This is a genomic window from Arthrobacter sp. 10N410 (assembly GCF_056394945.1).
In genome coordinates this window covers 949,133-960,987 of the sequence record NZ_JBFTIP010000001.1, presented here as the reverse complement: position 1 = coordinate 960,987, position 11,855 = coordinate 949,133, and the positions used below count along the sequence as shown (strand labels likewise).

General features: G+C 68.5%; 10 protein-coding genes and 1 pseudogene. 3 read left to right on the top strand and 8 right to left on the bottom strand.

Annotated features, from left to right (window positions below; genetic code table 11):
• Positions 1–1,297 (top strand): annotated as a pseudogene (locus tag AC1DB8_RS04525) (HNH endonuclease); the annotation flags it as partial.
• A gap of 5 nt (positions 1,298–1,302) precedes the next feature.
• Here the strand turns inward: AC1DB8_RS04525 and AC1DB8_RS04520 are convergent.
• Positions 1,303–2,178: a sulfurtransferase gene (locus AC1DB8_RS04520; RefSeq protein ID WP_476892278.1), complete on the bottom strand. Its 876-nt coding sequence runs from the start codon at positions 2,176–2,178 to the stop codon at positions 1,303–1,305.
• Between the two features lie 48 nt (positions 2,179–2,226).
• Here AC1DB8_RS04520 and cds1 point away from each other — a divergent pair, with 48 nt between their 5' ends.
• Positions 2,227–3,321, top strand: a complete 1,095-nt coding sequence (cds1, locus tag AC1DB8_RS04515; RefSeq protein ID WP_476892277.1) for an L-cysteine desulfhydrase Cds1 — start codon at positions 2,227–2,229, stop codon at positions 3,319–3,321.
• 13 nt (positions 3,322–3,334) lie between these two features.
• Here the strand turns inward: cds1 and AC1DB8_RS04510 are convergent, their stop codons facing one another.
• A complete protein-coding gene (locus AC1DB8_RS04510) occupies positions 3,335–3,991 on the bottom strand; it encodes an MBL fold metallo-hydrolase (protein WP_476892276.1) in 657 nt (218 codons plus the stop codon).
• 106 nt (positions 3,992–4,097) lie between these two features.
• On the opposite strand from AC1DB8_RS04510, the gene AC1DB8_RS04505 reads away from it, so the two are divergent.
• The gene (locus AC1DB8_RS04505) at positions 4,098–4,595 is read left to right on the top strand and encodes a Fur family transcriptional regulator (protein WP_441417858.1); all 498 of its coding nucleotides are present in this window, start codon (positions 4,098–4,100) and stop codon (positions 4,593–4,595) included.
• A gap of 70 nt (positions 4,596–4,665) precedes the next feature.
• Here the strand turns inward: AC1DB8_RS04505 and AC1DB8_RS04500 are convergent, their stop codons facing one another.
• The 6 genes from AC1DB8_RS04500 to AC1DB8_RS04475 form a co-directional block, all read right to left on the bottom strand.
• On the bottom strand, positions 4,666–5,544 hold the full coding sequence (locus tag AC1DB8_RS04500) for a metal ABC transporter permease (RefSeq protein ID WP_441417322.1): 879 nt from the start codon (positions 5,542–5,544) through the stop codon (positions 4,666–4,668).
• Positions 5,545–6,360 carry a metal ABC transporter ATP-binding protein gene (locus tag AC1DB8_RS04495; RefSeq protein ID WP_441417321.1) on the bottom strand — a complete coding sequence of 272 codons (816 nt, stop codon included), beginning with the start codon at positions 6,358–6,360 and terminating at the stop codon, positions 5,545–5,547. It lies immediately after the preceding gene.
• Positions 6,361–6,424: 64 nt separating this feature from the next.
• Positions 6,425–7,342 (bottom strand): metal ABC transporter solute-binding protein, Zn/Mn family, encoded by a 918-nt coding sequence (locus AC1DB8_RS04490; protein ID WP_476892275.1) that lies wholly within the window; start codon positions 7,340–7,342, stop codon positions 6,425–6,427.
• Between the two features lie 105 nt (positions 7,343–7,447).
• Positions 7,448–8,509: a hemolysin family protein gene (locus AC1DB8_RS04485; RefSeq protein WP_476892274.1), complete on the bottom strand. Its 1,062-nt coding sequence runs from the start codon at positions 8,507–8,509 to the stop codon at positions 7,448–7,450.
• Entirely contained in the window at positions 8,506–9,867 is a 1,362-nt protein-coding gene (locus AC1DB8_RS04480; protein ID WP_441417318.1) for a hemolysin family protein, read from the bottom strand. Before AC1DB8_RS04480 ends, AC1DB8_RS04485 begins: the two co-directional genes overlap by 4 nt.
• A gap of 266 nt (positions 9,868–10,133) precedes the next feature.
• Positions 10,134–11,606 carry a GuaB1 family IMP dehydrogenase-related protein gene (locus AC1DB8_RS04475; protein WP_441417317.1) on the bottom strand — a complete coding sequence of 491 codons (1,473 nt, stop codon included), beginning with the start codon at positions 11,604–11,606 and terminating at the stop codon, positions 10,134–10,136.
• Positions 11,607–11,855: the final 249 nt, after the last annotated feature.

The following is an 11,855-nucleotide window of genomic DNA, read 5'->3' as shown; positions in this document are numbered from 1 at the left end:
AACGCCGTCGCCTTCGACCTGTCCCAGCGCCGCGAACAATCCCTGGCCGGGGTTCCCGCCGACCAGCTTGGCGCCGGCGTCGGCGCGCAGCTCGCCCTCGCCCGGCGCGAATCCCCCGCCAAAGGCGGGAGACTCCTGGGCCTGGCCAAAGCCCTCGTCACCGAAATGCCGCACACCCTCGCCGCCCTGGAAACCGGCCAGCTCAACGAATGGCGCGCCACCCTCCTGGTCCGCGAAACCGCCTGCCTGTCCCCCGCGGACCGGGCCGCCGTCGACGAGGAACTCGCCCCCGACGCCGGGACCTTCACCGGCGCGGGCGACCGCGCCATCATCGCCGCGGCCAGGGCCGCCGCGTACCGGCGGGACCCGCGCTCCATCACCCAGCGCCGGCCACGCCGAAACCGAACGCCACGTCAGCCTCCGCCCGGCCCCCGACACCATGTGCTACCTCACCGCTCTGCTGCCCGTCGGCCAAGGCGTGGCCGTGCACGCCGCCCTCACCCGGCACGCAGACGCTGCCCGCGCCGCCGGGGATCCCCGTTCCCGGGGCCAGCTGATGGCCGACGCCCTGGTCGAACGCACCACCGGGAAAGCCGGCGGGATCAGCGGCATCGACATCCAGCTCATCATGACCGACCGCACCCTCTTCCAGGCCGACAGCGAACCCGCCCGCCTCCCCGGCTACGGCATCGTCCCCGCCGGGTGGGCCCGACGTCTACTCAAAGACTTCGGTGGCGCAGCCGCGGGCGGCTCTAGCGACGAACGCGCCTTCGCCCTCTGGCTCCGCAGGCTCTACACCGCGCCGACCACCGGCGAACTCGTGGCCATGGACTCCCGCGCGAGGCTCTTCCCGCCCGGGCTGCGCCGCTTAATCCAGGCCCGGGACGACACCTGCCGGACCCCCTACTGCGACGCCCCCATCCGACACCTGGACCACATCATCCCCTGGCACACCGGCGGCGCCACCACAGCAGCCAACGGCGCCGGGCTCTGCGAGGCCTGCAACCACACCAAAGAAACCCCCGGCTGGAACGCACAACCCCGCCCCGGACCCCGGCACACCCTCCAACTCACCACACCCACCGGCCACAGCTACCACTCCACCGCCCCGCCGCTGCCGGGAACCGGCGTCCCCTGCCGGCCGCAACCGCGCTCCGGAGAGGACAGAGAAACCAACGACCCTCCAAAGCCTCCGCTCCAGAACAGAAAGCTCAGGCACCGGGCCAAACTGGGGCGCCGGGCGAAGGTCATGGTGGGCGCGCGCCCGGCAGCGCAGCCGGCGGAGTCAGCCGCCTAGCTGAGTCAGCCGCCGTGCGCCGGGCTGGCTTGAGACACATCGCCCTCAGGAGCAGCGCCGGTCACTACGTCGTTTGATGGATTGGTCGACCACTCCGAGAACGATCCCGGGTACAGGGCCGCGCGGAAGCCCGCGATCTCCAGCGCCGCGATCTCGTGGGCCGCGGTCACCCCGGAGCCGCAGTACACGGCGGTCGGCAGACCCGCCTGCACGCCCAAGCCGGTGAAACGTTCGCGAAGCGTGGCTGCCGGGAGGAACCTGCCGTCCGCCGCCAGGTTCCGGGTGGTGGGTGCACTCACGGCGCCGGGAATGTGTCCGGCGCGGGGGTCCACGGGTTCTATCTCGCCCCGGTACCGCTCCCCGGCCCGGGCATCCAGCAAGAGGCCGCTGCCGGACCATGCGGCTGCCTCAGCCGCGCCGATCACCGGCATGGCCCCGTCGGAGAGCACGACGTCACCCGCCTCCACATCGGGTTCGCCGTTCTCGACGTCGAATCCCTCCGCGCGCCAGGCGGCCAGGCCGCCGTCGAGCAGGCAGACCGTCGGGAAGCCTGCGTTGCGCAGCATCCACCAGAGCCTGGCCGCCGCAAGGTTGCCGGTGTCGTCATAGGCCACCACCAAGTCACCGTCCCGGACGCCCCAGCCGCGCGCGGACTCCTGGAACTGCTCCAGCGGCGGCAAGGGATGGCGTCCCCGGCTGGGATCGGCCGGGCCGGCAAGCTCGGCGGCGAGGTCCACGAAGACCGCGCCGGGCAGGTGCGCCTGCAGATAATGCTCCCGGCCGTGCGGGTCGCCAAGCGCCCAGCGGACGTCCAGCAGCACCGTCCGCGCGTCGGAGTCCATCCGTTCCTTGAGTTGGGCCACAGTCATCAAGGTGTCCATCCGCCCACTCTAACGCTGGACCGGCACCGCCGCGGGTAGGCTGGTGCGGTGACAAGAGTGCGCCAGCAGGACCGGGTTTGGGCCGACGAAGCCATCCGCCGGATCAATGCCGAGAACAACAGATCAGCCGACACCCACCTCTATTCGGTACCCCTGCCGGAGCACTGGGGCGTCCAGCTGTACCTGAAAGACGAATCCACCCACCGCACAGGAAGCCTCAAGCACAGGCTCGCCCGTTCGCTGTTCCTCTTCGGCCTGGTCAACGGCTGGATCCGCCAAGGGACCACCATCGTGGAAGCCTCCAGCGGCAGCACGGCCGTCTCAGAGGCCTACTTTGCGCAGCTGCTGGGGTTGCCGTTCATCGCCGTCATGACCCGGACCACCAGCCGCGAGAAGATCGCGCTGATCGAACAGTTCGGCGGCTCGTGCCACTTGGTGGACCACGCCTCCGAGGTCTACGCGGCGGCCGAGGACCTGGCCCGCAGCACCGGCGGCCACTACATGGACCAGTTCACTTACGCAGAGCGCGCCACCGACTGGCGGGGCAACAACAACATCGCCGAGTCGATCTTCGGCCAGCTGGCGCTCGAAGAGCACCCGGTCCCCCGCTGGATCGTCGTGGGCGCCGGCACCGGCGGGACCAGCGCGACGATCGGCCGCTACCTGCGCTACCAACGGCACGATACCGGCCTCGCCGTCGTCGACCCGGAGAATTCCGCGTTCTTCCCCGGCTGGATTGCCAGCCGGGACGACGGCGCTACAGCTGGTGCGACCGGCCTGCCGTCCCGGATCGAGGGCATCGGCCGGCCCCGGCTGGAGCCGAGCTTCGTGCCGGCCGTGATCGACCACATGATCCAAGTGCCGGATGCCGCCTCGGTGGCGGCCATGCGCCACCTGCGCGATTACGCCGGGCTGCACGCAGGCCCGTCCACCGGCACGAACCTCTGGGGCGTGTGGCAGCTCATCGCCGAGATGATCGCCGAGGGGCGCCGCGGCAGCGTGGTGTCATTGATGTGCGACGCCGGCGACCGCTACTCCGGCAACTACTACAGCCCGGAGTGGCTGCAGGAACAGGGCCTGGATCCGGCACCGCACGAGGCCACCCTCCGCGAGTTCTTCGCCAGCGGAACCTGGCCCGCCTAACCGGTAGCGGAACCTACACCTCCACCGAATCGCCGCTGGAGAGATGCCGGTATTCGGTGCCGTACCTGGCGCCGATCCTCGTGACGTGCCCTTCCACCAGACCGCGTCCCGTGTCGTTCAGCAGGGCGTCGTGGATCGGGAAAGCCCGCGGCGCGCGCACGCCGATCACGAAGTCCACCACTTCACCCACCTTGTTCCACGGGGCGTGGATCGGCACCAGCAGGGTCTGCACGTCGACGCCGTCCGGGATCGCGAAGGAATCGCCCGGGTGGTAGACGTTGGAGTCGACCAAATAACCGACATTGGCGACCACCGGGATCTGCGGATGGATGAGGGCATGCTGGCCACCGAAGCTCCGGATGGCAAAACCGGCCGTCTCGAAGTCTTCCCCCGCTGCAACAGTGTTGATTCGTTCCGCAGCCGCGGGCGCTTTGCCGCGCAATTGGGACGCAACGCCGTCGGGAGCGAAGAGCTGCAGCTCCGTGTCCTCCAGCAGGGCGTCGGTGACTGCGTCGACGTCGACGTGGTCCGCGTGCTCATGGGTGATCAGGACCGCGTCCGCGCCGGCGAGGGCCTGCTCAGCCTCGGAAAAAGTCCCCGGATCCAGCACCAGCACGCGGCCTTCCTTTTCGAGACGGACGCAGGCGTGGGTGAATTTCGTCAGCTTCATCCGGCCAGCCTATGGTGCCTTGCGAAGCGGTGTCCACGTGGCCCGGCTGGTAATCTGGGAGCCTGCCACTACCCGCAGCAAGACCCCCAGCGAAGCGAGTTCCCCCATGTCCCAGGGCGCCACAACCAGCGGCAGCCAGGCACCGGCCGAGGCCGCAGCCGCCGCCGGCAGCAAGGAACAGCCGGCGGGCAAGGAACCGGGCAAAGAGCAACGCGTCACTAAGCAGCGGCTGGCCGTCAGCGCCGCGCTGGACGAGCTGGCCGACTTCGTCAGCACGCAGGAGCTGCACCGCATCCTGCAGGAGCGGGGCACCTCGGTGTCGCTCGCCACCTCTTATCGGATCCTGCAGTCCCTCGCCGACGACGGCCTGGTAGACGTGCTGCGGAACGCCGACGGCGAGGCTGTCTACCGGCGCTGCGCGGTCACCGGACACCACCACCACCTGCTGTGCCGCAATTGCGGCAAGGCCGTCGAAGTGGAAGCACCCGCCGTCGAGGCCTGGGCGGCGCGGATCGCGAGCGAGCACGGCTTCACCGCCGTCGAGCACACTGTGGAGATCTTCGGGCTGTGCCCCGACTGCACGGCCCTGCAGGCCGGCCGCTAGAAAAAGCCGGTTGGCCCTGTCACCCGGGTTCCCAGCCGAGGGTCAGCCTCCCGGACGGCAATCCCATTACTCATGTTGTCTCCGGCACCATCCGGCCGCTGTCACCGCGCCGGTCCCGGATGCCGCCGATCACCCGGCACACCACGTAGATCAGGAAGGACAGCGTGGTGACGTAGGGGCTGATCGGGAGCCGCCCGCCGAGCGCCAGCAGTATCCCGCCCACCGTTGCCGTCACCGCGAAGACCACGCTGAGGAGCACCACGAGCCGCGGCGACGAGGTCACCCGCAGTGCGGCGGCGGCCGGAGTGATCAGCAGCGCCAGTACCAGCAGCGCGCCGACGATCTGGATGGACAGGGCCACGCTCACGCCCAGCAGCAGCATGAAGCCCAGCGCCAGCCCGCGCACCGGGACACCCCGTGCGGCGGCCACCCGGGGGTCCACGCTCGCGAAGGTCAGCGGCCGCCAGATGGCGATCAGCGCCAGCATAACGACGACGGCGGCAACCGCCAGGACCTGCAGCTGCACGGTGCCTACGGACACGATCTGGCCGGTGAGCAGGCCGAACTTGTTCGCGGCCCGGCCCTCGTAGAGCGAGAGGAAAAGAATGCCCAGGCCCAGGCCGAACGGCATGAGCACCCCGATGGTGGAGTTCTTGTCCCTGGCCCGGACCCCCATCAGGCCCAGCAGCAGCGCCGCCACCACCGATCCGGCGAGCGAGCCGAACACCACGTCGGCGCCGACCAACAGGGCGAAGGCCGCGCCGGCGAAGGAGAGCTCGGAGATGCCGTGCACCGCGAAGGCGAGGTCACGCTTCATCACAAAGGTGCCCACCAGGCCGCCGAGCAGGCCCAGCACCGCGCCGGCCCAGATGGAGTTCTGCACCAGCACCAGTAGTTCGCCGTAGTTCTCGAAGTTGAAGATCGCATGGAGCACGCTGTCCAGATCCATCTAGCCCACCTCCCCTGCGATCGAGTGGGCGTCTTCGTGGTGGTGCGTCGTCGCGTCCGGCAGGCCCACCACGATCAGCCGGCCGTTGGCGCGGATTACTTCCACATGGCTGCCGTACAGATCCGACAGCACCTCCGTGGTCATGACTTCCTCGGGCGTGCCCACCCGGAAACGGCCGCCGGCCAGGTAGAGCACACGGTCCACGTAGTCCATGATCGGGTTGATCTCGTGGGTCACAAAGATCACCGCGCTGTCCTGCTCGTGGCACTGCTTATTGATCAGCGCGCTGACCGCCTGCTGATGATGCAGGTCCAGCGAAAGCAGCGGTTCATCGCACAGCAGCACCCTGGGCTCCGTGGCGAGGGCCTGGGCCACGCGCAGCCGCTGCTGCTCACCGCCGGAGAGCTTTCCCACCGGGACCTTGGCGTAATCCTGCGCACCTACCTCGGCAAGCAGCCCGTCGATCCTGCGGTTCACCTTGGCCCCGCCGAGGCGGATCCCCCAGCGGTGACCGTCGACGCCGAGCCCCACCAAGTCCCGGGCACGCAGCGGGGTGTCCGGGTCGAACGATTCCTGCTGCGGGACGTAGCCGATCCGCCGGCTGCCCCGGGCAATGGGCCGGCCGTCCAGCACGGCGGTCCCGGAGCTCAGTTCCTGCAGGCCGAGCAGGACCTTGAGGAAGGTCGTCTTGCCGCTGCCGTTGGGGCCGAGGACGGCAAAGAATTCCCCGGGGCTGATATCCAGGTCCAGGTTCTCCCACAAGGTCCGGTTGCCGAACGTGAGGGAGGCTCCGCGCAGGCTCACTACGGGTGTCAACTGGGTATTCCTCGATTTCTGCTTAGGCCAGGTGCCCACGCCGTTGCGATTATCTTAGGCCGGGCTAGCCCCGGGCAAGGGCCTTGGCCAGGTTGTCCACGTTGCCGGACATCCACTGCAGGTACCCTTTGCCCTCGGGCAGGGTCTCGCTGAAGTCCACCACGGGAACACCCGCGGCGACGGCGGCGTCCTTGAGCGCGCGGGTCTGCGGTCCCTCCGTCTGCGGGTTGTAGGCCAGCAGCCGGATCCCGCCGGACTTCACGACGTCGATGGCGGAGCGGAGCACGGCGGGTGGAACATCCGAGCCGGCTTCGATGGCGGCGCTGTATTCGGCCGGCGTCCGGTTCTGCAGGCCCGCGGCTTCCAACAGGTAGAGCGGCACGGGTTCCGTGACGGCGACGCCGCCGCGGGCCGCCGAGGCCTTGAGCGCCGACAGCCGGGTTTCCAGTCCGCCGAGCTCCTTCTTCAGGACCGCGGCGTTGTTCCGGAAGTCTCCGGCCGAGGAAGGCTCGAGGGCGCCCAGCTTCTCCGCCAGCGCGTCGGCCAGCCGGCTCATCGCGGCGGGGCTGTACCAGACGTGTACGTTGAACGCGGCCGAGCTCCCGGAGTCCAGCCCCGAGACCTTGACGGCGTTGAGCAGGTCCTTCCCGTCCAGCCCGGTGTCCCCGGCCAGCTTGTCCAGGAAATCGTCGTAGCCGCCGCCGTTCTCCACCACCAGTTCGGCCTTGGAGACGGCCAGTTTGTCCTGCGTGGTGGCCTCGTAGGAGTGCGGATCCTGGCTGGTCCGGCTGATGATCGAGGTGACTCGCACCTTGTCGCCGCCAACGCTGCGGACGATGTCGCCGTACACGCTGGTGGAGGCCACCACCTCAACGACGCCATCGCCCGCACCGGGCCGGTCGCCGGCCGAGGTCGGACCGCAAGCCGTCAGCAGGACGGTGCTGAGGCCGGCAAGGAGAAGAGCGGCGGCAGAACGGCGCACGGAAATACCTCGGATCTGTTATTGAGAAGCATTAGCAATACAACGAGTCTAACCCTAAATGGGAATCATTCCTATTTAGGGTCAGACCCGTGTTGCCTGCCTCCACTAGTCCTGTCCGAGCCTGCGGTAGCCGGTTGCCTGCGTGGCGTCCCGGATCTCCCCCACCAGCTGCTCAATCACGTCCTCCAGGAACAGCACGCCCTGGGTGTGCCCATCAGGACCAATCACACGGGCAAGGTGTGAACCGGTGCGCTGCATGACGGACATCGCCTTCTCAATCTCGTCTTCCATAGCCAGGTTGGCCAGGGAGCGGATGCGGCTTTCCGCGATCGGGTGCTGGTAGCCGGCCTCCGGGATCGACAGCACGTCCTTGATGTGGAGGTAGCCGGAGAGCATGCCCTCGTCGTCGAGCATCGGGAAGCGGGAAAAACCGGTGCGGCTGACCGCCTTCTCGAACTCCTCCGGCGTCGTGGCGGCTTTGAGCATCACGAGTTTGTCCAACGGAACCATGACCTGGGACGCAGTATGTTCAGAGAACTCCAGCGCACCCGTGATCAGTCCCGCGTCGTCGTCCACCAGGCCGTGCCGGGTGGACTCCTGCACGATCGACTGGACTTCCTCAAGCGTGAAGGAGGAGGTCACCTCGTCCTTCGGCTCGATCCGCATCAGCTTCAGGATGTGGTTCGCGGACCAGTTGAGGGCCACGATCGCCGGCTTGACCGCCCGGGCAATGAAGATCAGCGGCGGGGCCAGCAGCAGGGCCGCCTTGTCCGCCACCGAGACGGAGATGTTCTTCGGCACCATCTCGCCGAAAGTCACGTGCAGGAAGGTGACCGCCAGCAGCGCGATGGCGAAGGCCACGACGTCGGCCATCTCCACCGGGACACCGAGCGCCTCCAGCGGGACGGCCATGAGGTGGTGGATGGCCGGCTCGGCCACCTGCAGGATCAGCAGCGAGCAGACCGTGATCCCGAGCTGCGCGCAGGCCAGCATGAGCGAGACGTTTTCCATGGCCCGCAGCGTGGTCTGGGCCCGCTTGGACCCGGACTCGGCGAGGGGCTCGATTTGGCTGCGGCGGGCGGACATGACGGCGAATTCCGCCGCGACGAAGAACGCGTTGCCCAGCAGCAGTATCGCGAGCCAGAGTATTCCCAGCCAGTCGCTCATGCGGCACCGGCCTTTCCGGCAGCGTCAATGCGCCCGTTGTTGCCACTGTGCGGCTCGTGCTCCGGCGGCGCGGGCTTGAAGCAGATGCGGTCGATCCGGCGTCCGTCCATACGGGTGACGCTGAGCTTTCCGCCGCCGACGTCGACGGTGTCGCCCACGGCCGCGATGCGTCCGAGCTGGCTCATGACGTAGCCGCCAACCGTCTCGTAGGCCGCCTCATCCGGCACGGTGAGGCCCGGGATCTGTTCGGAGAGTTCGTCCGGGCGCAACAGGCCCGGGAAGTACCAGTCCCCCGAAGCGCTCTGCAGCAGCCCGGGGCGGACCTTGTCATGTTCGTCGGCCACTTCCCCGACGATTTCTTCCACGAGGTCTTCCAGGGTGGCGATCCCGGCAGTTCCGCCGTACTCGTCCAGCACCACGGCGAGCTGCAAATTGCCTTCGCGCAGTTCGGCGAGCAGTCCGTCCAGGTGGATGGTTTCCGGCACGCGGAGCACCTCGGTCATGATCGCTCCGGCTTCAAGGTTGGCGCGCCGGTCCACCGGAACGGCGATGGCCTTCTTGACGTGCACCACCCCGCGGATGTCGTCCGAGGACTCGCCGATCACGGGAAAGCGGGAGTAGCCGGTGCGTTTGGCTGCCTCCACAATGTCCGAGACCGGCTGATGTCCGTCAATGGTCTCCACCCGGATCCGGGGCGTCATCACGTCCGCGGCCGTCCGCCCGGAAAACTTCAGGGTGCGGGAGATGAAGTTGGCGGTCCGTTCGTCCAGGGTTCCCATCGCGGCCGAGCGGCGCACCAGCGAGGCGAGCTCGGCCGGGGTGCGGGCGCCAGAGATTTCCTCTTTGGCCTCGAGGCCGAAGACATTCAGGACCTTGTTGGAGAAGCCGTTGAGCACGACGATGGCGGGCTTGAAGATTGCGGTGAAGACCAGCTGCGGCCGCGCGAGGGCCTTGCCGACCGGGAAGGAGAGTGCGATCGCCATGTTCTTCGGGACCAGTTCGCCGATCAGCATCGACAGCAGGGTCGCCAGAGCCATTGCGAGGACCAGCGAGACTGACGTGGCGGCCGCTTCGGGCAGCCCGAGCGCGGCCAGCGGGCCCTCCAGCAACTTGCCCACCGAGGGTTCCATCACGTAGCCGGTGAGCAGGGTGGTCAGGGTGATGCCGAGCTGGCAGCTGGAGAGCTGCGTGGACAGGGATTTCAGGCACTTCAGCAGCGGCGCGGCGGCGGCGTCGCCGTTGTCCACGGCGCGCTGCACGGTGGCCTGGTCGAGGGCAACCAGGGAGAATTCAACGGCGACGAAAAAGCCGGTGCCGAGGATGAGGAGCAGTCCGGCTCCGAGCAGTAGCCACTCCATTTAGCGGCCCGCTTCGGAGCGGAGAAGAGCTGGCCGGGGGAAACGTCCCGGCGGAGGATGGTCAGCCGCGGCCGACCCTGTTTCCTGTAGGGCACTCTGTCCGTGGAACGATGCGTTCCGTGCAGCGGAAGAGTGATGGGCGCGTGAACGGGGTTTGCCGGCTCTGCGGGTGGACTGGGCGGGAACGGATTCCGTTCCGCGCTGACAGCCCCCAGGCCGGCACCTAGATTTACTGTCCATAAGAATTTCAGTCTACAGGTTTCGGTTCACCAGCTCTGCGGCACCGGGCGGCCTTCCTCGTAGCCCGCCGCGGACTGGATGCCGGCTACGGCCCGCTCCCGGAACGCCGCGAGATCGGCGGCACCGGCGTAGCTCATCGAACTGCGCAGCCCCGCGGTGATCATGTCGAGCAGGTCCTCCACCCCGGGGCGGGCGGAGTCGAGGTACATCCGGGAGGTAGAGATGCCTTCCTCGAACAGGGCTTTCCGGTCCTTTTCGAAGGCGCCCTCGCGCTGGTTGCGGTTCTGCACCGCCCGCGCCGAGGCCATCCCGAAGCTCTCCTTGAACTGGCGGCCGTTGGCGTCCAGTTGCAGGTCCCCCGGGCTCTCGTGCGTCCCGGCGAACCAGGAGCCGATCATGACCTGGCTTGCGCCGGCCGCGAGGGCCAGCGCCACGTCGCGGGGGTAACGGACTCCGCCGTCGGCCCAGACCCTGCCGCCGGCGTCGCGTGCCGCGGCCGAGCACTCCAGCACGGCGGAGAACTGCGGACGGCCGACCGCCGTCATCATCCGGGTGGTGCACATGGCGCCCGGTCCCACACCGACCTTGACGATGTCCGCGCCGGCCTGGATCAGCTCGCGGGTGGCCTCGGCGGTGACCACATTGCCGGCCACGACCGGCACTCCGGGGTCCAGGCTGCGGACCGCGGCCAGGGCGTCGAACATCTTCTGCTGGTGGCCGTGGGCGGTGTCCAGCACCAGCACGTTAACTCCGGCCGCGAGCAGTTCTGACGCCCGGCCGGCGACGTCGCCGTTAATGCCGACGGCGGCGGCCACCTTGAGCGCACCCCCGTCGTCGAGGGAGGGCCGGTACAGGGTGGAGCGCAGGGCGCCCTTGCGGGTCAGGACGCCGGCCAGCACACCGTCCTGCTGGACGGGCGCGAAGTCGGTACCGGCGGCGTCCATGGCGTCGAAGGCGCGGCGCAGGGAGAGCGCCATGGCGCCGGAATCAGCTGCGCCGTCGGCGTCGAACTCCGCGGCGTCGAGCACGAGCGGCTGGTGGCGCATCACGGAGGCAAGGGAAGCGAAACGGTCCTGGCCCTCGAAGTCCGCGGCCCGGACGACGCCGGCGACGGCGCCGGCGTCGTCCACAACCACCACCGCGCCGTGCGGACGCTTGCCCATCAGGTGCAGGGCATCGATCACGGTGTTCGAGGCGCGCAGGCTGACCGGCGTCTCAAAGACCGCGTGCCGGGCCTTGACCCAGGCCGTGACGCTCCGAAGCACGTCCAGCGGCACGTCCTGCGGAAGGACCGCCAGGCCACCGCGGCGTGCCATCGTCTCGGCCATCCGTTTCCCGGTCACGGCGGTCATGTTCGCGACGACCAGCGGGATGGTGGAACCGGTCCCGTCGTCCGCCGACAGATCCACGTCCAGCCGCGAGGTGACGTCGGAGCGGGATGGCACCAGGAAGATGTCCGAATAGGTCAGGTCGGTGGTCGGCTCACTCAAAAAACGCACGGCTGCTCCTTCATAGAGGGTCTCGGTTGTGATTCTAGAGGCACTCGGGCGGCGGGGCAGTTCCGGCCCGGGGGCGGTCCGCCGGGCCGGATCGGACGGCGTTGCGGCTCGTGGATGATTTGAGTCACCCTTATTGGCGGTTTGGCCGGAATCGTCACTAGACTGGCAAAGGTCTGGGTTCACTGGACGCGGAGAACTGGTTCGATTGACGTGCTGCGGCACCGTGGAAACCAGCGGGAATCAAACTCA